Here is a 21353-nt window from a genome sequence, read left to right as displayed (position 1 = left end):
AAAAACTGTGCCCTAAGGAGAGACGCGCACCCATGGAGATGACCGAAGAGCAGTTGGCGCTCATTACCCACGAGCTGGCCACCATCAAGGAACGCTCGCCGTTCTACGCGAAGAAGTTCGAAGGCATCGACGTGGCCGACGTGCGCACCCAGGCCGACTTCGAGCGTCTGCCCTTCTCCGAGAAGGACGACCTGCGCGCGGTGTACCCGCTCGGGCTGCAGGCCGTGCCCGACGAGGAAGTGGTGCGCATCCATTCCAGCTCGGGCACCACGGGCACGCCGGTCATCATCCCCTACACCCAGCAGGACGTCATCGACTGGGCCACCCAGTTCGCGCGCTGCTACGAGATGGCGGGCATCACGCCCCTCGACCGCATCCAGATCACCCCGGGCTACGGCCTGTGGACGGCCGGCATCGGCTTCCAGCTGGGCGCCGAGCGCCTGGGCGCCATGGCCATTCCCATGGGGCCGGGCAACACGGAAAAGCAGCTGAAGATGATGCAGGATCTGAAGTCCACGGTCATCTGCGCCACCAGCTCCTACGCGCTGCTGCTGGCCGAGGAAATCACCAAGCGCGGCCTGCGCGATGCAATTCACCTGAAGAAGGGCGTTATCGGGTCCGAGCGCTGGGGCGAGAAGATGCGCAACCGCATCCAGGACGAGCTGGGCATCGAGATCTACGACATCTACGGCCTCACCGAGGTGTACGGCCCGGGCATCGGCATCTCCTGCGATGCGCACGACGGCATGCACATCTGGGACGACTTCGTCTACATCGAGATCGTGGACCCGGAAACCGGCGAGGTGCTGCCCGACGGCGAGGAGGGCGAGCTGGTGCTCACCACGCTGCGCAAGCAGGGCGCCCCGCTCATCCGCTACCGCACCCACGACCTCACCCGCATCATCCCGGGCACCTGCTCGTGCGGCTGCCGCCATCCGCGCATTGCCACGCTGACGGGCCGCACCGACGACATGTTCAAGGTGAAGGGCTGCAACATGTTCCCCGCTCAGGTGGAGGAGGTCATCAAGGCCACTGACGGCACCAGCTCCGAGTACCAGGTGATGATCGAGGCGGTGGACGGCCACGACGTGCTCACCGTGCTGTTCGAGACGCCGCTCGAGGGCGAGGCGCTTGCCCGCTGCGAGGAGGAGCTCGCGCTCATCTTCAAGGCGAAGCTCGGCTGCACGCCCGAGGCCAAGGGCGTGCCGCTCGGCGAACTGCCGCGTTCCGAGAAGAAGACCAAGCGCATCTTCGACAGCCGCTACTAACGACACGGGGGAGTTCCAGGGGAAAGCCCGCGATGGAAGGAGAGAGCCATCATTACGAGCTTGAATGAGAAGCAGACGATCCTCATCGTCGATGACTCGATGCTGAATCGGGCGCTTCTGGCCGACATGATCGGCGACGCCTACCGCATTCTGGAGGCCGAGGACGGCAAGCAGGCGGTGGCGACGCTGCAGAAGGAGGGCACGGGCATCTCGCTCGTGCTGCTCGACTACGTCATGCCGCAGATGGACGGCTTCGATGTGCTCGAGGTGATGAACAAGAACGGCTGGATCAAGGACATCCCCGTCATCATGGTGTCCGCCGAGTCGGACGCGGCCTACGTGGAACGCGCCTACGAGCTGGGCGTGACCGACTTCATCAATCGCCCCTACGATGTGAACATCGTGCGCCGCCGCGTGGTGAACACCCTCATGCTGTACCAGAAGCAGCGCACGCTCATGGGCATGGTGGCCGATCAGATCTACGAGCGCGAGAAGTCGAACAACCTCATGGTGTACATCCTGTCGCACATCGTGGAGTTCCGCAACGGCGAGAGCGGCATGCACGTGCTGAACGTGCAGGCCATGACCGAGATGATCCTCACCCAGCTTATGTCCATGACCGACCAGTACCCGCTGACGGCCGAGGACATCTCGCTCATCACCATGGCCTCAAGCCTGCACGACATCGGCAAGATCGCCATCCCTGAGGAGATCCTCAACAAGCCGGGCCGCTTCACCGACGAAGAGTTCGCTATCATGAAGACCCACTCGGCGGTGGGCAGCGACATGCTGGACGATCTGGAGCTGTACAAGGACGAGAAGCTCGTGCGCGTGGCCCGCGACATCTGCCGCTGGCACCACGAGCGCTGGGACGGGCGGGGCTACCCCGACGGCCTGGTCGGCGAGGAGATTCCCATATCCGCCCAGGTGGTTGCTTTGGCCGACGTGTACGACGCCCTCACGAGCCCGCGCGTGTACAAGCCGCCCTTCAGCCACGAAGAGGCCCTGCGCATGATCCGCGAGGGGGAGTGCGGCGCCTTCAACCCGCTCATCTTGGAGTGCCTCACCGCCGTGGCCGACGACTTGGAGAATCGCCTGAACCGCGGGGTGACGGGCCGCGAGATTTCCGCCGACGTCCTGCGCCCGCTCGGGGCCGACGTGGACGAGGGCTCGGCCACCGCCTCCAGCCGCACCCTGGAGCTTCTGGACTACGAGCGCATGAAGTACCACTTCTTCGCCTCCATGAGCAACGAGGTGCAGTTCGAGTTCACCGAAGAGCCGCCCATGATCGTGCTGTCCGACTGGGGCGACCGCAAGCTCGGTCTGCCCGAGATCGTCATGGATCCGTACAACGACGAGGCGTTCTGCAGCGTGTTCGGCCGCGAGAACCTGGAGAAGCTCAACCGCCTGCTGCGCGCCACCACGCCGGAGGATCCGGTCATCGATATGGAAATGGAAGTGACTGTGGATGGCGAGACCCGCTGGCTGCATGCGCTCGTGCGCGCCCTGTGGTCGGAGGACGCCGAGCCGGCCTACCTGGGCTCCATCGGCAAGTTCATCGACATCGACGACCGCCAGGCCGAGCTGCGCGACCTGCAGTTCAAGGCCTACCACGACCCGCTGACCGAGGTGGTGAACGGCGCGTTCGCCCGCAAGGTCATCACCGAGCGTCTGGGCGATGGCGATGAGTGCGATCGCGATACCGACCAGCATGTGCTTCTGCTGTGCGACCTGGACTTCTTCAAGCAGGCCAACGACACCTGGGGCCATCAGTTCGGCGACAAGGTGCTCCAGCACTTCGCCGGGCGCCTGCAGGACAGCGTGCGCGGCCACGACGTGGTGGCCCGCGTGGGCGGTGACGAGTTCCTCGTGTGCATGGAATGCCCCGTGGACCCGCGCCCGCTCATCGAGCGCATCCACGGCTCGCTCGAGGGCGAGTTCGAGGGCTTCCCGCTGTCGGTGTCCATGGGCGTGGCCACCACCGATGATGGCGTGCGCGACTACGACGAGCTGTTCCGCCGGGCCGACGTGGCGCTGTACCAGAAGAAGCGCGGCGGCCGCAGCGGGTATGTGTTCTACGACGATCTGACCGAAGAGGAGCGCGGCTTGCTGTCGGAGGATGCCTGCACGGCCCTCTCGGGCATCGATGCCGACGAAGAGGGGGACGACGAGGCCCCCGCCGACCGATAAAGGAGCGAGACTATGTCACTGGAAATTGCCTATGCCGCCATGGGGGGCGACCTGGAAACGGTGCGCGGCCGCCTGATGACCGATGAGCGCATCGAGAAGTTCGCGAAGATCTTTTTGCAGGACACCTCCATGCAGACGCTGGAGACCGCCCTCGAGGCGGGCGACTTCTCCGAGGCCTACCGCGGCGCCCACACGCTGAAGGGCGTGAGCCGCGACTTGGGTTTCACCCCCCTGTTCGAGGCCGCCTGCGCCCTGTCCGACGCCCTGCGCCTGGACGATGCCGGCGCGCCGGCGAACCTGGCGGCGGTGCCCGAGCTTCTGCCCGCCGTGCGCGACGCCTACACCCTGGTGGTCGACTCCATCGCCATCATCTAGGCGACGCGAGAGGCGGGCAGGCGGGCGCACCCGCGCGGCGATGCCCGAGCCCGACGACCCGATGACCTGAAGCCGCACGATGACTTCGACAAAGGAACGAACGCATGATGGAAACAGATAACAAGACGAGACGCGGACGCATTCTCATATCCCTGGTCGCCCTGGCCTTGGTGATCATCGCGTTCTTCCTGTTCATCACTATGAACAACGAGCGTATCTCCGAGCAGAACGCCAAGTACCTCCAAGGCTCCACCGAGCAGTCGTCCCGCCGCATCAGCGAGTGGATGGCCGACTCCCAGACCGAGGTGAAGCTGCTGGCCTCCATGTACGAGAGCACCCTTGCGAGCGTTGACGAGATCGATGCCGACAGCATCAAGCAGCTGGCCGACTACACGAAGTTCGACTACACCACCATCTCCCTGGCCGACGGCACCACCTTCGACAACACGGGGAAGGAAGACGACGCCGCCGACCGCGAGTACTACCTGCGCGGCATGGAGGGCGAGTCGGGCGTGTGCGCCACCGATCACTCGCTGTTCTACGACGATCTGTCCGTGATCTTCTACACCCCCCTGTACTTCCAGGGCGAGGTGGTCGGCGTCATCACCGGTGCCTACCGCGAGGGCTCTATGGAGGAGTTTTTGCGCACCTACATCTTCGACGAGCAGACCAACACCTACCTCGTCGAGCGCGACGGCGCGGTGGTGGCCCATTCCTCCACCACCTACAGCAGCAACGTGCGCAACGCCGCCGACCTGTACCTGGAAGAGGAGGGCTCGGGCAACATCTCGCGCACCGAGCTGGAAGAGGCCTTCCGCAACGGCACCTCGGTCACCTTCACCTACCGGGGCGACTCTGGTTCGGGCACGGCCTATGTGATGCAGGTGGCCAACTACGACTGGATGATCATGCGCACCTTCCCCGCCTCCATCACCGACGCCATGCAGGCGCGCGCCAGCCTGGCCGGCCTGGTGCTGGTGGGCCTCGTGGGCGGCGCGTTGGCCCTGGTGGCGGGCTTCTTGCTCGTGCAGACCATGCGCCAGCGCTCGAAGCTCATCAGCGAGAGCGAGCACGTGACGAGCATCGTGAACTCGTCGCTGGCGCTCTTCCAGCGCTTCGCCGTGATCGATCTGGAGAAGAACACCTACGAGTACCTGAAGGACGAGGGCATCAAGGACGATCTGCCCCGCAACGGCGAGTACCACATGTTCCGCTACTACTGGGAGACGCGCTTCTGCGACGACGACGAGCGCGAGCGCATGAAGGCGGAGCTCATGCCTAAGTTCATCCGCGAGCACCTGACGCCCGAGGTGCCCTACCTGCACCTGGAGTACCGCCTGCGCGACCAGGAGACCGACGAGGTGAAGTGGAACCAGGCCTCCATGATCCCGCTGCAGCGCGACGCCAACGGCGTGGTGACGAGCGTGCTTCTGTCGGTGCAGGACGTGACCGACGTGAAGGAGCGCGAGATCGCCCAGCACAACGCCTTGCAGGACGCCTTCAACGAGGCCGAGCGGGCGAGCCGCGCCAAGACCGACTTCTTGAACTCCATGAGCCACGACATCCGCACGCCCATGAACTCCATCATGGGGCTGACGGCCATCGCCTCCATGTACGTGGACGACCCGGAGCGCGTGAAGGACTGCCTCACGAAGATCACCACCTCGAGCCGGCATCTGCTCGGCCTCATCAACGAGGTGCTCGACATGGCGAAGATCGAGAGCGGGAACTTGGGCCTGTCGGAGGAGGACTTCGACCTGCCCGAGACGGTGGAGAGCCTCCTTTCCATCATGACGCCCCAGATCAACGACAAGAAGCTGAACCTGAAGGTGGAGATCGCCGACATTCAGCACGAGCACGTGGTGGGCGACCCGATGCGCCTGCAGCAGGTGTTCGTGAACATCATGGGCAACTCGGTGAAGTTCACGCCCGAGGGCGGCACGGTGAGCCTGCGCATCAAGGAGCTGCCGAGCCGCGTGAAGGGCTCGGGCTGCTACGAGTTCACCTTCTCCGACACCGGCTGCGGCATGTCGGAGGACTTCGTGAAGACGGTGTTCGAGCCGTTCACCCGCGCCAACGACTCCCGCGTGACCAAGGTGGAGGGCACCGGGCTCGGCATGTCCATCGTGCGCAGCGTGGTGAACCTCATGAACGGCACCATCGACGTGAAGAGCAAGCTCGGCGAGGGCACCACCTTCACGGTGACGGTGTACATGAAGCTGCGCGAAGGCGACGAGCACGACCTGACGCCGTTAGAGGGCCTGCACGTGCTGGTGGCCGACGACGAGCCGGAGGCCTGCGAGAGCGCCTGCGAGGTGCTGCGCTCCATCGGCATGGAGCCCGACTACGTGATGTCGGGCGACGACGCCGTGGCCGCCGTGCGCGACTCCGAGAAGAACGGCCGCAGCTACGTGGCCATCATCCTCGATTGGAAGATGCCCGGCAAAAGCGGCATCGAGGCGGCCCGCGAGATTCGCGAGATCGTCTCCGACGACATGCCCATCATCATCCTGTCGGCCTACGACTGGACGGCCGTGGAGCAGGAGGCGCGCTCGGTGGGCGTGGACGCCTTCATCTCCAAGCCGCTGTTCCGCAGCCGCCTCGTGCACGTGATGAAGGGCCTCATCGCCAGCAACGAGCCCGAGCCGGCCAGCGAGTACGAGGTGCTCCAGCAGAGCGACTTCAGCGGGCACCGCATCCTGCTCACCGAGGACAACTCCATCGCCGCGGCCATCGCGCTCGACATCATGGGCATGACCGGGCTTGAGGTGGACCACGCCGAGAACGGGCGCGTGGCCGTGGACATGCTGCTGAACGCGGAGCCGGGCCACTATGAGCTCGTGTTCATGGACATCCAGATGCCGGTGATGAACGGGTATGAGGCCGCGAGCGCCATCCGTGCGGCCGCCGAGGGGAAAGGCCCCGATGGTGAGGCCATCGATCCGCGCCCCGATCTGGGCACCATCCCGGTGGTGGCCCTCACCGCCGACGCCTTCGCCGACGACGTGGCCCACGCCCGCGCGGTGGGCATGAACGCCCATATGTCCAAGCCCATGGAGATCGAGCTTTTGGTGAAGACGCTGAAGGAGTGGCTGTAGGCCCCCGATGACACGCTCCCGCCGACATACCGCCCCCCTCCGTCTCGCCGCTGCGGCGCTGCTCGTCGGCGCGCTCGCGCTCGTCGGTTGCGGCGGCTCGGGGGGAGACGCCCCCTCGGGCGGCGGCGCGGCGGCCGCATCGCCGGATGCGCAAGGCGCCTCGGAGGTCGATGCCGGCTCCACGTCGGGCCCGGCCTTCACGCCCCCCGGCTCGGTGGCCCTCTCGGCCTTCCATCCCGATTTCGCCGAGGAGGGCAACGGGTGCGCCATCGACACCTCCGCCGCCTCCGAGGGCTATGTGGGCGCATCGGCCCAAAGCGACAGCCGCCTGAAGTTCCAGGTGAGCAAGGGCGAGATGAGCTACAACTACGATCTGCCCGGCGACGGCACCCCCATTGTGGTGCCGGTGAACATGGGCGATGGCTCCTACACCTTCCGCGTCATGCAGAACACCTCGGGCAACAACTACGTCGAGCTGTTCGCCACGACGGCGGATGTGGTCCTTGCCAGCGAGCAGGCGCCCTTCCTCGTGCCCAACATGTTCGTGGACTACGACGAGTCCTCCTCGGTGGTGGCCAAGGCCCGCGAGCTGGCCCAGGGCGCCGCCAACCAGGGCGATGTGGTGCGCAACATCTACCAGTGGGTGGTGGCCAACATCTCCTACGACCACGATAAGGCCGCCGAGCTCGCCTCGGTGACCGGATACGTTCCCGACCCCGACGCCACGCTGGCCGCGGGCACGGGCATCTGCTTCGACTACGCTTCGCTGGGCGCCGCCATGCTGCGCTCGCTCGGCATACCCTGCCAGGTCATCACCGGCTACGTTTCTCCCGATGACGTGTACCATGCGTGGAACATGGTATATATTGATGGGGAATGGGTGAGCGTGGAGATCAGCATAGAACCGAACAGTTGGACCCGGGTGGACCTGACCTTCGCCGCGAGCGGGGCGGCGTCCACCATCGGCGACGGCACCAGTTACACCGACCGATACACGTACTAGGGAGAGGCGAGAGGATATGGCCAAACCGAAACTCGACAGCGCAGGCATCAGCCTTTTCTGCGAGAGCGTCGCCATGATGCTGGCGGCGGGCATCCAGACCGACGAGGCGGTGGGGATGCTCTCGGAGGATATCGGAGACGCGGGGCTGCAGGCCACCTGCACCGCGGTGTACCGCAGCCTGAACGCGGGCGATGCCCTCGCCGACGCCATGCAGGCCTCGGGCGCCTTCCCCCGATACGCGGTGGACATGGTGCGGGTAGGCGAGAACGCCGGCCGCACCGAGGAAGTGCTCCGCGCGCTCGGCGTGTACTACGACGAGGAGGACCGCCTGTTCGCGAAGATCCGCTCGTCGGTGGGCTACCCGGCGGCGCTTCTGTGCATCATGTCCATCATCCTGGCCTTCACGGTCATCATCATCCTGCCCGTGTTCGAGGACGTGTACGTGTCCATCGCCGGCTCGCTGACCAACGGCTCGTCGGGCGCGGTGGGGCTGTCGGTGGCCATCGGCTGGGTGGCCCTCGGGGTCACGCTCGTGTGCACGGTGGTGGCCCTCGGCGGCGTCATCGCCTGCCGGTCGGAGGCCGGCCGCATGGCGGTGATGCGCCTGTTCGAGAAGTTCCCCGCCACGCGCGGCGCCATGGAGCAGCTGGCCGTGTCGCGCTTCGCCTCGGCCCTGGCCGCCTACACCGCCTCGGGCGTGAACACCGATACGGCCATGAAGGAGGCCATGGAAGTGGTGGAGCACGCCGGCCTGAAGAAGAAGGCCGCGAGCGCCTACGCGCTCATGATAGACGCCGCCGCGCCGCGCTCGCTCGCCCAGGCCATCAGCGAGGCCGAGGTGTTCGAGCAGATTCACGCGCGCATGCTCACCATCGGCACGCGCTCCGGCTCCCTCGACGCGGCCCTCGACCGCCTGTCGGCCAACTTCTTCGACGACGCCATCCTGCAGATCGACGGGGCCATCGACAACATCGAGCCCGCCCTGGCCGCCTTCTTGACCATCGCCGTGGGCGCCACGCTCATCTCGGTCATGATGCCGCTCATCGGCATCATGGGATCGATCGGATAGCATCATGATTCACGGTAAGACAGCCCAGATGAAGCGGAGGCGCGCCTGGCGGGTGGCGGGTGCCATCGCGGCCTGCGTGCTGGCCGTGGTGCTGTGGTTCACCTGGGATACGGCGAGCGACCAGACCGAGGCCCAAGGCGCCTTGTCGGTGCGCCATGCCGTGCTGGACGCGGCCATGCAGTGCGCCGCCGTGGAGGGGGCCTATCCCTCTACGCTCGAGTACTTGGAAGAGCATTACGGGCTCATCGTGAACCGCAGCGACTACGTGGTCACCTACGAGGCCTTCGCCTCGAACGTGCCCCCCTCGGTGGAGGTGAGGCCGCGATGAGCAACCCTCGCCGCCGCGAGCGCGATTTCGGCCGCGTGTTCACGGGAATCCTGTTCGCGCTGTTCGTGGTCACGCTGCTCATGGCCATCCTCGTGGGCACGGGGGTGTACCGCGCGCTGCACCAGGAGGGCGCGGCTGCCGACGAGCAGCGATTGTCGCTGACGCTTCTGGCCAACGACGTGCGCGCCAACGACCAGATAGACGCCGTGGCCCGCGCGTGGGTCACCGAGGACGCCGTGCAGGTGGAGGTGGCCGAGGGCGCCGACGGCCTGGCCGCGGCCGCCGATGCCGCAGGTGAGGCGCGCAGCCTGTTCTCGGGCCCGGCGCTCGTGCTGCGCGAGACGCTGCCCAGCGGCGTGTACGAGACGCGCCTGTACTGCTACGACGGCACCATTATGGAAGAGTACGCCTTGGCCGATGCCCCCTACGACCCGGAGAAGGCCACGGCCATCGTGGCCTCCGATGTGTTCGACTTCGCCTACGAGGGCGGCCTTCTGACCATCACCACCGATGCGGGCAGCGTGTCGGTGGCCCTGCGCAGCGCGGGAGGTGATCGATAATGGCCGGAGGAAGCACCCGTCGCCGCTCCATGGCCGACTACTCCGTGGCGGCCCATGCGCGCGGCGTGAACGCGGGCGATGCGCGCATGGAGCGCTACCACGAGTATGTGGGGCGCCACCGCGTGGAGCGCCGCGTGTGGCCCGGCGCTGCCTTCATCGTGGAGGCGCTGCTGCTGCTCGTGTTCCTGGCCGGCTCGCTCGCGGTGCTCATGAACCTGAACGCCACGGCCGATGCCGCCGGCGAGCAGAGCGCCGACCTCATGGGCGCCATGGCCCTGGCCTCGAACGTCGCCGAGGAGTTCGCCGCCGACCCGGTGGCCCTGGAGGAGGCCTACGGCGCCGACGCCATGGCCGACCGGTGGCTCTCGGAGCCGGTGGGCGAGATCGTCAGCGGCGAGAGCGCGCTTCTGGCCGACTGCCGGTTCTCCACCGAGACCACGGCGGGCGGCTCGCTGCACTACCTGACCATCGAGGTGCTGAAGGTGCGCGTGCTTACCGATCCGAGCCAGATGCTCGACGAGGGCATCGTGGCCGGCGGGTCGGACGGCGTGTGCTTCCAGCACTGGGACGACGAGCCGGTGTACACCCTGGAAACGGCCCGCTACGTGCCGGCTTCGGATGCGCGCGCGGCGGCCGACGGCGCGACGGCGGCCACGGCACCCGGCGTCGCCGCGACCGATAGCCCCTCGCAGGCGGAAGGGGAGGTGTCCCATGGCTAAGCCCCACGGCTCGGTGCGCATCGGCCCCATCAGCTTGTTCACTCTCATCATCATCTTGTGCCTGGCCGTGCTGGCCACGCTCTCGGTCACGACGGCCCGCGCCGAGCTGTCCATCACCGAGCGCCAGGCCGCGACGACGACGGAGACCTACCAGCTGGAAACCATGGCCCAGACCTTCGTGGCCGATGTGGACACGGCGCTCGCCCAGGGCGACGCCGCGGCCCTCTCCGCGGTGCTCGCGGCCTACGGCGTGACCGAGACGGCTCCTGCGGCCGACGCTCCGTCGACGCCTTCGGCCTCAGAGGGCGCCGAGGTCGCCTCTGCCGCCGAGGCGGGGGAGGCCATTGCCGACGAGACGCCCGCCGGCGAGGCCATTGCCGACGAGTCGCTCTCGGGGACGGTCGGGGATGAGGCGACCGTCGCGGTCATCGAATGTCCCGCCGCTGACCCCGTCACCGCCTCGGGCACCTTCGACGGTACGCTCATCAGCGTCACGTTCTCGCTGGAGAGCGGCCGCACGCTGGAGGCCGTGCTGCGCGTGAACGACGACGCCACCTATCGCATAGAGCAATGGAAGACGACGACCCAATGGACCGACGACGGCACAGGCGCGAACCTGTGGCTCGGCTAAAGTGAGGAGAAAGCAAGCCCATGGAACTGAAGACACTGCTGCAGGAAATGATCGACAAGAAGGCCTCGGACGTGTTCATCGTGGCCGGTCTTCCGCTCACCTACACCGCCGACGGCCGCCAGGTGCGCATGGACATGGCCCCGCTCATGCCCGCGGACACCAAGGCGCTCGTCGAGGCCATCTACGACCTGTCGGGCCGGAGCATGGCCGTGTTCGTCGACGGCCACAACCACGATGACGACTTCTCCTTCGCCGTGGCCGGCATGGGCCGCTTCCGCGTGAACGTGTTCCGCCAGCGCGGCAGCCTGGGCGCGGTCATCCGCGTCATCCCCTTCACGCTGCCCAACCCCGCCGACTACCACATTCCCGACGACGTCATGGCCTGCGCCGACTTCCAGAAGGGCCTCGTGCTGGTGACGGGCCCGGCCGGCGCCGGCAAGTCCACCACGCTCGCCTGCATCATCGACAAGCTGAACAAGGCGCGCTGCGGGCACATCATCACTATGGAGGACCCCATCGAGTACGTGCACCGCCACGAGGGTTGCATCGTCACCCAGCGCGAGATCCCCTCGGACGTGGCCACCTACGCCGAAGCGCTGCGCAGTGCCATGCGCGAGAGCCCCGATGTGATCCTGCTCGGCGAGATGCGCGACTCCGAGACCATCGGCACCGCCATGACCGCCGCCGAGATGGCGCAGCTTCTGTTCTCCACCCTGCACACCACGGGTGCGGCGAGCACCATCGACCGCATCATCGACGCGTTCCCGGCCAACCAGCAGCGCCAGATTCGCATGCAGCTGTCCATGGTGCTGCAGGCTGTGGTGTCCCAGCAGCTCGTGCCCACGGTGGACGGCGGCATTGTGCCCGTGTTCGAGATCATGACGGCCACGCCGGCTATCCGCAATCTCATCCGCGAGGAGAAGACCCACCAGATCGACTCGGTCATCGCCAGCTCGGCCGGGGCCGGCATGCGCACCATGGATCAGAGCCTGCACCGCCTCGTGCGCGAGGGCACGGTGTCCAAGGAAGTGGCCCTGCAGCACGCCATCCACCAGGAGGCCCTGAAGAAGCGCTTCGAGTCTGAGGGCATGTAGCGCCTCACGCTCGGCCGGAACATCGTCTCTGCGACCCCAGGGCGCCCTCGCGGGCGCCCTTTCTCAAAATCACCTCGGGTTTTGCCTGTGCGGGCGCACTTTCTGCGTTATTATGGCAGGTTAGAGAAACGCGCCTCTTTTCGGGCGCTCCAAGGGAAGGACGGGAATGTGAGCACCTACGATTGGAAGGTCGGCAAGGAGTACCGCGAGATTCGCTACGAGCTGTGCGACGGCGTGGCGAAGATCTCCATCAACCGGCCCGAGCGGCGCAACGCCTTCACGCCGCTGACGGTCATGGAGATGTACGACGCCTTCTCCGAGGCCCGCGACGATGCGAGCGTGGGCGTTATCCTGCTCACCGGCGTGAACCATGGGGGCGCCCACGAGGACGAGGCGTTCTGCTCCGGCGGCGACCAGAAGATCCGCGGCAACGGCGGATACGTGGGCGAGGACTCCATCCCGCGCCTGAACGTGCTCGACCTGCAGCGGCTCATCCGCGTGGTGCCCAAGCCCGTCATCGCCATGGTGAACGGCTACGCCATCGGCGGGGGGCACGTGCTCTCCATTCTGTGCGACCTCACCATCGCGGCCGACACGGCGAAGTTCGGCCAGACCGGTCCGAAGGTGGGCTCCTTCGACGCCGGCTACGGCGCGGGGTACCTGGCCGCCATCGTGGGCCAGAAGAAGGCCCGCGAGATCTGGTACCTCTGCCGCCAGTACACCGCCGCCGAGGCGCTGGAGATGGGGCTTGTGAACAAGGTCGTGCCCTTCGACGATTTGGAGCGGGAGTGCATGGACTGGGCCGCCGAGATGATGCAGTTCAGCCCCACAGCCCTGCGCTTCATGAAGGCCTCGTTCAACGCCGCCACCGACGGGCTCGCGGGCATTCAGCAGCTGGCCGGCGATGCCACGCTTCTGTACTACACCACCGACGAGGCCAAGGAGGGCCGCGACGCCTTCAAGGAGAAGCGCGCCCCCGACTTCACCCAGTTCCCGAAGTTCCCGTAGGATCTGCTCCGGCCGCCTGCCGCCCGGCCGCCCGGCCCCGCGTCGTTAGCGGGTTGCCGGTCCGTCCCCGCCGTTTTCCGCCAGTTCGTTTCTGAAGGAACCTTGTGAAGCTCCATGATCGACATATTTGAAAGCACCGCACAGGCGCGTCCTGACACCGTGTTCTTCTCCTATGTCGACCAGGCGGGGCAGGAGATGACATTCACCTACCGCCAAACGCGGCTCCTGGCCGCCCAGCTCGCGCGCCGCCTGCGCGACAAGGGGGTGTTCCCTGGCGACATGGTGGCGGTCGATCTGCCGAACTGCCCGCTGTACGTGATGCTCGTCCTGGCGGCGGCCTACGGCGGCTTCGGCCTGGTGGTGCTGAACCACCGGCTGACCGATGCCGAGAAGCTCACGCGCACGCTCGAGCTGGAGCGCTGCGGGATTCGCATCGCCTATCGGGTGAACGCGGGCAACGAGCCGCGGCTGTTCGAGCAGGTGTGCAACTCGCTTCTGCGCGGCGAGTCCCCCTCGGGGCGGGTGGACGACTCGCTGGGCGGGGTGGTGGAGGACGCCATCCATTTCGCCGAGCGCGCGGCCCACACCTTCGACGCCGGTCATCGGGCGCTCATCATGTTCACATCGGGCACCACCGGCAAGCCGAAGGGTGCCGAGCTGACGTGGCGCAACCTGGTGGAGGCGGCCGAGGCCTCCAACCGCGTGCTCTCGCCGCGCACGCTCACGCGGGGGCTGTGGCAGGCGGTGCTGCCCTTCTTCCACGTGGGGGGTTTCCAGGTGCTCGTGCGCAGCGTGTGCAGCCGCTGGCCGCTGCGCGTGTACGAGCGCTTCGACGCCGGGCGCATCCTGCACGACGCCGTCGAGCTGCACGCCACGCACATCTCGGTCGTGGACAAGATGCTCCAGGATATGTTGAACGCGCGGCCGGACGCGCTTTCCGGCTACCACTGCCTGCTGCTCGGCGGCGGCCCGCTGAACGCGAACACGGTGAGCCGCGCGCTGGAGGCACGGGCTCGGGTGTATGCCAGCTACGGCATGACCGAAACGTCGAGCCAGGTGGCGAACACCCTCATCACCCCGCAGTTCACCGGCGGCCTCAGGCTTCTGCCGGGCTACTCGGCGCGCATCGTCGAGCCCGACGCCGAGGGGTTCGGGCGGCTCGCCCTGCGGGGCCCGGGCGTGTTCTCGGGCTACGCGAACGGGCGGGCGGCCTTCACCGTGGACGGCTTCTTCCTCACCGGCGACACCGCGGCGCTGCACGAGGGCTGCCTCTACATCCGCGAGCGCACGGCCGACATGTTCGTGTCGGGCGGCGAGAACGTGTACCCCGCTGAGATCGTGGACGCCCTCGTGCGCATTCCCGGCATCGCCGACGCCTACGTGTTCGGCGTGCCCGACGCCCGCTGGGGACGCCGCCCGGCGGCCGTGGTGGAGCTCGCGCCCGGCGCGCCCCCGCTCTCGGCGGCCATCATCAAGGACGCGCTGGCCCGACGGCTGTCGCGCCTCTACATTCCCGAGCAGATCTGCATCGTGGACGAGATGCCCCGCTCGGGCATCGGCAAGATCGACCGCGCGGCCTGCGAGGGGCTCTTCCGCCAGCATATCGACGTGAAGCGCGTGATCCTGCACCGGGTGCGGCTGCCCTTCACCAAGCCCTTCAAGACGCCCAAGGAGACGCTGACCTACCGCGAGCTCGTTATCGTGGAGGTGGTGGACAAGAAGGGCCGGGTGGGCCTGGGGGAGTGCACCTCGTTCGACACCGACTGGTATCTGCCCGAGACGCTGGACGATGATGTGCGCATGATACGCGAGGTACTGGCTCCGCGGGTGATCGCCGGCACGTACCTGCATCCGCGGGAGGTGGCCGCCGATCTGGCGTCCGCCGAGGGGGCCGAGCGCTTCCCCATGGCCATGAGCGCGCTGGAGATGGCCTGCTGGGACTTGTACGGGAAGGTGTGCGAGCAGCCGCTGTGGGCGCTGCTCGGCGAGGAGTTCGACCGGCTTACGCGCCTGGCGGCCTTCTGTGAGGAGGAGCCGCCCGCTGTGGGCCAGGCCGCCCTTCCCGCCCGGCGCACCCGCCCGCGCCAGGTGTACAGCGGCGCGGTGGTGGGCATGGCCACGCCGGCCCAGACGGTGGCCGACGTGCGCGCCTGCGTGCGGGAGGGCTACCAGCGCGTGAAGCTGAAGGTGGCCCCCGGCAAGGGGCTGCCCGCCGTGCGCGCGGTGCGCCGGGCCTTCCCCGGGCTGCTCGTCACCCTGGACGCGAACCAGAGCTTCAGCCTGCACCACATGGCCGAGCTGCGCGCCTACGACGAGCTCGACATCGGCTGGATCGAAGAGCCGCTGAACCTGGACGCGGCCGGCGTGAGCAGCCACGAGAACGCCTTCTCGCGCCTGGCGTCGTTTCAGCATACGCTGGCCATGCCCCTGTGCGTGGACGAGTCGTTCGTCAACGCCGAGGAGGCCGACCGCATCTTCGACTTCCCCGAGCTGCGCTGCGCCATGGTGAAGATCGGGAAGTTCGGCGGCATCCAGCGCTCGCTCGAGTTCGTGCACAAGGCGCTCTCGCGCGGGCGCGAGGTGTGCATGAGCGGCATGTACGACACGGGTATCTCGCGCTTCGCCCACGCCGCCTTCCAAACGCTGCCCGGTGTGGTCATCCCCGGCGATTTGGGCGCCACGGCCCGCTACTTCGAGGCCGACCTCACCGTGCCCGCCTACGAGGCGCCCCAGGGCATCATCACGCTGAACTCCCCCGGCCACGAGTGGGGCATCGGGTGCGACTTGGCGCCGCGTGCCCTGGCCGAGGTGCGCCAGCGCCGTTTCGTCGTGGAGTAGCGGGAGGCGGACGCGACACGGGGCGCGGGGCCGGGTCGGGCGCACGGCTGAGATGCTGCCGATGCTCACGGTCGGGTCCGCGCGCTCTCCCGCGAAGGCTGCCGGGCCGGCGCCGGCGCTCTCACAGATTCTTTCGTCCTTTTAACGGCTGATTAACATTCGCGCAGCCGCACCATTTATACTAACGGAGTCAGTCAGGCTTTCCGAGATGGAGGATGTCGTGGGCGGCTTTTTCGGGGCAGTTTCCCAGCGCGATGTGGTGATGGACGTTTTCTTCGGGGTGGACTACCACTCCCATTTGGGAACGCGGCGCGCGGGCATGATCGTGCTCGACCACGAGGACGGCTACCAGCGCCAGATCCACTCCATCGAGAACACGCCCTTCCGCACCAAGTTCGAGGACGACATCGTGCGGTTCCACGGCACGAGCGCCATCGGGTGCATCTCCGACGCCGACCCGCAGCCGCTGCTCGTGCGTTCGCATCTGGGCACGTTCGCGCTCACCACCATCGGCGCCATCAACAACGCCGAGGCCCTGGTGGAGGAGTACTTCGCCGCACGCAACAGCCAGTTCATGGCCTTGAGCTCGGGCGCGGTGAACGCCACCGAGCTGGTGGCGGCGCTCATTAACCAGAAGGACGACCTGGTATCCGGCATCCAGTACGCGCAGTCGAAGATCGACGGCTCGCTCACGCTGCTCATCATGACCGACAACGGCGACCTTATCGCCGCCCGGGACTTCATGGGACGCCTGCCGGTGCTCGTGGGGCGCGACGGCGACGGCCATTGCGTGGCCTTCGAATCGTTCGCCTACCACAAGCTGGGTTATCACGACGAGTACGAGCTGGGGCCGGCCGAGATCGTGCGGCTCACGCCCGATGCGGTGGAGGTGCTCTCGCCGGCGCGCGACGAGATGAAGATGTGCGCGTTCATGTGGGTGTACTACGGTTATCCCAATTCCAACTACGAGGGCATGAACGTAGAGGTGATGCGCTACCGCAACGGCGCCATCATGGCCCGCGACGAGGCCGGCCGCGGCGCGTGCCCCGAGGTGGACTACGTGGCCGGCGTGCCCGACTCCGGCGTGCCGCATGCCATCGGGTACTCCACGGAAAGCGGCATGCCCTTCGGGCGCCCGTTCATCAAGTACACGCCCACCTGGCCCCGCTCGTTCATGCCGGCGAACCAGGATCTGCGCAACAAGATCGCCAACATGAAGCAGGTGCCCGTGCCCGAGCTCATCCGCGACAAGAAGCTCCTGTTCGTGGACGACTCCATCGTGCGCGGCACCCAGCTGCGCGAGACGGTGAACTTCCTGTACGATTCCGGTGCCGCCGAGGTGCACATGCGCAGCGCCTGCCCGCCCATCATGTACAGCTGCAAGTACCTCAGCTTCTCGTCGAGCAAGTCGGATATGGACCTCATCGCGCGCCGCGTGGTGGATCAGCTGGAAGGCGAGGAGGGCCTGGATCATTTGGCCGAGTACGCCGACGCGAACACCGAGCGCGGCCAGTGCCTGCTGAAGACCATCTGCGAGGACATGGGCTTCGATTCCCTCAGCTACCAGAGCCTCCAGGGCATGATCGAGGCCATCGGCATCGATCCCGAGAAGATCTGCACCTACTGCTGGGACGGCCGGGAATAGCGGCGCTTGATCGCTTTCTCAGGCTAAATTCTTAGGCGAGCCGAATGATCGGCTCGTCTTTTCCTATTTTCATAACCTGTAACAGATATTTACAGATTTAAGAAAAAACTGCTAAAATCTGTGACAGTTTCGGGATATTCTCCGAGGAGGGTGTTATGGAAGGCTATCGCGCCACCATTCGATATCTGCTGAACGATTTTGAAAGTCAGGTACTCCCGGCTGTTGCCGAGGAATTGGTTCCGCGTGACTTGCCCCTCGGAAAAATACGGAGGCCTAAGATTGGCTCTACCGCTAAGGTGATTGTGGGCATGCGTCGGTCGGGCAAGACCTTTCGTATGTATCAGGAACTTCTTGCCGTGTTGGAATCGGGAGTGAGTTCTGAGTGCGTTTGCTATTTCAACTTCGACGACGATCGTCTGCGCCCCTATCCGGACGGGCTGGTAAACGAAGTGATCGAAGAGTTTTACGAACTGCACCCGCGCGCCCGGAAGGAGGGGGCTTATCTGTTCTTGGATGAGGTGCAGGATGTCCCTGCGTGGGATGTCACGGTGAGGCGTATCCTCGATACCGAGAAGGTGTGCCTCTATGTTACGGGATCGTCGTCGCGTATGCTTTCGGAAGACGTGTCCACGGAATTTCGCGGACGCTCGATTTCCTATGAGCTCTTGCCCTATAGCTTCCGGGAGTATCTGCGTGCTCGGGGGGAGGAGCCGGTAGGCGGGTCGCTGGATAGCAAGGTGCTGTCCTCCTCGCTGAAGAAGTCTCTGCGCGAATACCTTGTGGAAGGCGGATTTCCCGCGGCCCAAGGGCTCGATGATTTGGAGCGCGCCCAGCTTCTGCAGAGCTATGCCCAGCTGACGGTAGCGCGCGACGTGGTGGAGCGGTTCGGGTTCTCGAACGCGGCTTTTGCCCGCTCGTTGTCGCGCACGGCGCTTACGTCAAGCGCGCGCGATGTGTCTATTTCGCGCCTGGACAACAAAAGCCGCGAAGCCGGTTATTCACCGGGTCGTGCTGGTGTGACCGAGCTGATTGATGCGTTCGAAGACGCTCACTTGGTATATCAAGTGTTCGAGTTCAGCTATTCGGCTCAGAAGATTCGGCTTGGCGGTTTGAAGCTGTACGCAGCTGATCCAGGGCTTTATTGGGCATCGTCTATCGCTACAGACGACGGGCTGACTTTCGCCTTCGAGACGGCAATTTATTTGGAACTGCGTCGCCGTCGCCGCACGGGAAGGCTCGGCGATATTGCCATGTTGAAGCTCTGCTCGGGCAAAGAGATCGACTTCATCGAAGGCGATGCTGCGCTCGATGAAGTATCGACGCTCGTCCAAGTATGCTTCGATATGGGCAGCCCGAAAACTCGAGAGCGCGAGGTATCGGCTCTGCGAGAAGCCATGAAACGCTTCCACAAAGAGGAAGCGCTCATTTTAACGTTCGACGACGAATTAGATGTACCGGTAGAGGAAGGAATCGTCAGGGTTCGCCCTGCCTGGAAGTGGCTGCTAGAGGCATAAAAACGGAGGCACTGGCCGGGGCCCCACGATAGGGAGGACGAAAGAAGAGTTCTATTTCGAAGGCGAACTTTTGCTGTTGCTGAACGATAAAAAGAGTTGGATGGTTGTAACTCCCGCCGATATTTGACAAAGATTTTGCCAGATGCCCAAAATCCGTGGATTCGATTCTTAGGACTTGCAACATAATTCACGGATTCAGATGGAATCTACTGAGTTCCACCAAGGAACTCTAAGTTTCCTTAATCGGTTCCATCCTAAAAACTGGGGGATATTTTCCCGAGTGGAGGGGCTGGGGGGAAGTTAGTCGTGCGTTTCGAGCATGAGGATGCTATGCTACTAGTCATGAGTACGCGACTTCAACTTCCCCCTCTGCGCCTGTGTGGTCAGGCCTTCCTTTTCGCATGGCGGATGGGGCTGTTCTTTTCGCCCGTTGCAGTAGTTCGGGCGACTGATGCCTATGGGCTGCTGGCTGGAGGGCGTCTGGCTTTTCTGCTCGCGTTTGCCGTAGGATCAGTGGGCGTGTTCTTCTGTTCGCGCGCAGCGGATCGGATGCCTTCAGATAAAGCGATTATCCAGCTCGGTACAGGTGCCGCTATGGCAGGCGTGCTGCTTGCGGTTGTAGCCAATGGCACATTCCCCGGGGCATTCGCAGTTGGTCTTGGTGGTTTTGCCCTTGCCGGCCTGGGCGATGCGTGCCTCTCTCTGGCGTTCGGAAAAATGGATGGAAGCTTGAGTGTTCGCCTAAGCATGAGGGTCGTTCCCGTGGCTATGGCTCTTGGTGCGGTTGTCTATGCGCTGGTAGCGAACAACGCCGTAGCCATTGCCGTGCCCGTGCTGGTGCTGTTGCCTTTGGCATGCGGCATGGTTCTTCTGCATGATTTGGCTTATCGCCGTGTTCACGAAGGCGGAGAATCTCAAAAACCGCTCCTGCCGCAGGTGGAGGAGCCGGCACGTAGCCGCTTTACCAAGTGGAAGATCTCTGCGTACACATCGGTGCTGTGGCTTACATTTGGCCTGATGTGGCCCCTGGCTGTCTCGCGTTTGTTTCAAGGTTCCGACTTCCTGACGTTTTCGCTTTCGGTGGCGGCACTGATAGTCATCGTTTCGCTCGTGCTCGCGGTGCTCACCTACGTGCTGCGATTACCGGCAGTGAAGACGTTTTTGGATATTCGTACCGTTGACGTTCGCGGGCATTACCGTAGTGGCCGTTATCGATTCGAATGTGCAGATACTTGCTTTCGCTATGGTGTTTGCGGCCCATAATATTGCCGAGGTGCAGCTCGTTACGCACTTTGCGGCCATTTGCCGACGCCGGGGATACTCGTCGCGCATGTTGTTTGGCTGCGGTTTCGCCATCTTGAGTATGGCGGAGGCCGTCGGCCTGCTTGCCGGCCTACTCATTGTCCCGGTGCAATCTTCTACTCTTACCGTGCTGCTGCTCGTATGTGCCAACGCCATTGTCATTGCTGTTATTCTCTCTATCATGCGCGTGAATACCACATTCCAAAAAGCAGAGCTTGAAATGGCTCTGGCGAAGCAAGCTCAGGAGCAGAGGGCGACTCCGCCAGAGACAGGTGCCGTTGCCAGCGCATCACGTGCTGCCATGGGCGTGGCAGAGGTTTCTGCGGGCGACAGTCGCCCAGGCTCTACGCCGTCGGCGATTGTCGCGCACTGGGTTGAGCGGTACGGGCTCTCGGCCCGTGAATCGGAAGTGGCAGAGTTGCTGCTTTCGGGGCGCAACGTGCCCGCTATCGCAGAGCTTTTGTGCATCAGCCAGTCCACCGTGCAGACCCACGTGAAGCATATTTACGAGAAGGTGGGCGTCCGCACGCGCCAGGAGCTCATTGCGAAGGGTTCCGAATAGAGCCAATAGCGAGGTTCCGACCAGGTGTTTCTTTCGCCCATCCTAAAGACTTTGGGATGCCATTTAAGGGAGAATCGCAAAATCCCAAACTCGTTAGGATGTGCGAAAATATCGCCTAAGCAATACTTCTCCTCGGTCGGGGAACGAGA

Annotated in this window: 17 protein-coding genes; all 17 read left to right on the top strand. The window is 65.0% G+C overall.

All coding sequences use genetic code 11. The annotated features are described in order from the left end of the window. Window positions 1-32: 32 nt before the first annotated feature. Window positions 33-1268: a phenylacetate--CoA ligase family protein gene (locus Q5064_RS02380; RefSeq protein ID WP_302961962.1), complete on the top strand. Its 1236-nt coding sequence runs from the start codon at window positions 33-35 to the stop codon at window positions 1266-1268. Between the two features lie 60 nt (window positions 1269-1328). Beyond that, complete coding sequence (locus tag Q5064_RS02375) at window positions 1329-3458, top strand: diguanylate cyclase (RefSeq protein ID WP_302961960.1); 2130 nt, start codon at window positions 1329-1331, stop codon at window positions 3456-3458. A 12-nt stretch (window positions 3459-3470) separates the two neighbouring features. Continuing rightward, window positions 3471-3833 carry an Hpt domain-containing protein gene (locus Q5064_RS02370; protein WP_302961959.1) on the top strand — a complete coding sequence of 121 codons (363 nt, stop codon included), beginning with the start codon at window positions 3471-3473 and terminating at the stop codon, window positions 3831-3833. Window positions 3834-3937: 104 nt separating this feature from the next. Continuing rightward, window positions 3938-6931, top strand: a complete 2994-nt coding sequence (locus Q5064_RS02365) for a response regulator (RefSeq protein WP_302961958.1) — start codon at window positions 3938-3940, stop codon at window positions 6929-6931. Between the two features lie 7 nt (window positions 6932-6938). Further along, window positions 6939-7934, top strand: a complete 996-nt coding sequence (locus Q5064_RS02360) for a transglutaminase family protein (protein ID WP_302961956.1) — start codon at window positions 6939-6941, stop codon at window positions 7932-7934. A 16-nt stretch (window positions 7935-7950) separates the two neighbouring features. Beyond that, a complete protein-coding gene (locus tag Q5064_RS02355) occupies window positions 7951-9003 on the top strand; it encodes a type II secretion system F family protein (protein ID WP_302961954.1) in 1053 nt (350 codons plus the stop codon). A gap of 28 nt (window positions 9004-9031) precedes the next feature. Continuing rightward, a complete protein-coding gene (locus Q5064_RS02350) occupies window positions 9032-9331 on the top strand; it encodes a hypothetical protein (protein WP_302961952.1) in 300 nt (99 codons plus the stop codon). After that, entirely contained in the window at window positions 9328-9891 is a 564-nt protein-coding gene (locus Q5064_RS02345; protein ID WP_302961950.1) for a DUF4860 domain-containing protein, read from the top strand. Before Q5064_RS02350 ends, Q5064_RS02345 begins: the two co-directional genes overlap by 4 nt. Continuing rightward, window positions 9891-10610 (top strand): hypothetical protein, encoded by a 720-nt coding sequence (locus Q5064_RS02340; RefSeq protein ID WP_302961949.1) that lies wholly within the window; start codon window positions 9891-9893, stop codon window positions 10608-10610. Before Q5064_RS02345 ends, Q5064_RS02340 begins: the two co-directional genes overlap by 1 nt. Beyond that, a complete protein-coding gene (locus tag Q5064_RS02335) occupies window positions 10603-11241 on the top strand; it encodes a hypothetical protein (protein ID WP_302961948.1) in 639 nt (212 codons plus the stop codon). The genes Q5064_RS02340 and Q5064_RS02335 overlap by 8 nt, the downstream gene beginning before the upstream one ends. Before the next feature lie 20 nt (window positions 11242-11261). After that, window positions 11262-12335 carry a type IV pilus twitching motility protein PilT gene (locus Q5064_RS02330; protein WP_302961946.1) on the top strand — a complete coding sequence of 358 codons (1074 nt, stop codon included), beginning with the start codon at window positions 11262-11264 and terminating at the stop codon, window positions 12333-12335. A 168-nt stretch (window positions 12336-12503) separates the two neighbouring features. Then, a complete protein-coding gene (gene menB / locus Q5064_RS02325; protein ID WP_016310002.1) occupies window positions 12504-13343 on the top strand; it encodes a 1,4-dihydroxy-2-naphthoyl-CoA synthase in 840 nt (279 codons plus the stop codon). A 114-nt stretch (window positions 13344-13457) separates the two neighbouring features. Further along, window positions 13458-16181 carry an AMP-binding protein gene (locus tag Q5064_RS02320; protein WP_302961945.1) on the top strand — a complete coding sequence of 908 codons (2724 nt, stop codon included), beginning with the start codon at window positions 13458-13460 and terminating at the stop codon, window positions 16179-16181. Between the two features lie 220 nt (window positions 16182-16401). Next, window positions 16402-17826, top strand: a complete 1425-nt coding sequence (locus Q5064_RS02315) for an amidophosphoribosyltransferase (protein ID WP_302962031.1) — start codon at window positions 16402-16404, stop codon at window positions 17824-17826. A 155-nt stretch (window positions 17827-17981) separates the two neighbouring features. Next, window positions 17982-19340 (top strand): ATP-binding protein, encoded by a 1359-nt coding sequence (locus Q5064_RS02310; RefSeq protein WP_302961944.1) that lies wholly within the window; start codon window positions 17982-17984, stop codon window positions 19338-19340. Between the two features lie 330 nt (window positions 19341-19670). Continuing rightward, window positions 19671-20603 carry a hypothetical protein gene (locus Q5064_RS02305; RefSeq protein WP_302961942.1) on the top strand — a complete coding sequence of 311 codons (933 nt, stop codon included), beginning with the start codon at window positions 19671-19673 and terminating at the stop codon, window positions 20601-20603. Continuing rightward, complete coding sequence (locus Q5064_RS02300; RefSeq protein WP_302961941.1) at window positions 20542-21204, top strand: response regulator transcription factor; 663 nt, start codon at window positions 20542-20544, stop codon at window positions 21202-21204. The genes Q5064_RS02305 and Q5064_RS02300 overlap by 62 nt, the downstream gene beginning before the upstream one ends. Window positions 21205-21353 lie beyond the last annotated feature (149 nt).

Origin of the sequence: uncultured Adlercreutzia sp. (assembly GCF_958431955.1) — a bacterium.
Lineage (GTDB): Bacteria > Actinomycetota > Coriobacteriia > Coriobacteriales > Eggerthellaceae > Adlercreutzia.
The sequence above is the reverse complement of the archived record's forward strand: the minus strand, read 5'-3'. Positions and strand labels throughout refer to the sequence as shown.

Coding starts and splice junctions, on each gene's coding strand:
- Q5064_RS02330 (WP_302961946.1), top strand. CDS start 11,262: ATGGAACTGAAGACACTGCTGCAGGAAATGATCGACAAGAAGGCCTCG.
- Q5064_RS02370 (WP_302961959.1), top strand. CDS start 3,471: ATGTCACTGGAAATTGCCTATGCCGCCATGGGGGGCGACCTGGAAACG.
- Q5064_RS02335 (WP_302961948.1), top strand. CDS start 10,603: ATGGCTAAGCCCCACGGCTCGGTGCGCATCGGCCCCATCAGCTTGTTC.
- Q5064_RS02350 (WP_302961952.1), top strand. CDS start 9,032: ATGAAGCGGAGGCGCGCCTGGCGGGTGGCGGGTGCCATCGCGGCCTGC.
- Q5064_RS02310 (WP_302961944.1), top strand. CDS start 17,982: ATGGAAGGCTATCGCGCCACCATTCGATATCTGCTGAACGATTTTGAA.
- Q5064_RS02365 (WP_302961958.1), top strand. CDS start 3,938: ATGATGGAAACAGATAACAAGACGAGACGCGGACGCATTCTCATATCC.
- Q5064_RS02305 (WP_302961942.1), top strand. CDS start 19,671: ATGCTACTAGTCATGAGTACGCGACTTCAACTTCCCCCTCTGCGCCTG.
- Q5064_RS02340 (WP_302961949.1), top strand. CDS start 9,891: ATGGCCGGAGGAAGCACCCGTCGCCGCTCCATGGCCGACTACTCCGTG.
- Q5064_RS02345 (WP_302961950.1), top strand. CDS start 9,328: ATGAGCAACCCTCGCCGCCGCGAGCGCGATTTCGGCCGCGTGTTCACG.
- Q5064_RS02320 (WP_302961945.1), top strand. CDS start 13,458: ATGATCGACATATTTGAAAGCACCGCACAGGCGCGTCCTGACACCGTG.
- Q5064_RS02355 (WP_302961954.1), top strand. CDS start 7,951: ATGGCCAAACCGAAACTCGACAGCGCAGGCATCAGCCTTTTCTGCGAG.
- Q5064_RS02360 (WP_302961956.1), top strand. CDS start 6,939: ATGACACGCTCCCGCCGACATACCGCCCCCCTCCGTCTCGCCGCTGCG.
- Q5064_RS02380 (WP_302961962.1), top strand. CDS start 33: ATGGAGATGACCGAAGAGCAGTTGGCGCTCATTACCCACGAGCTGGCC.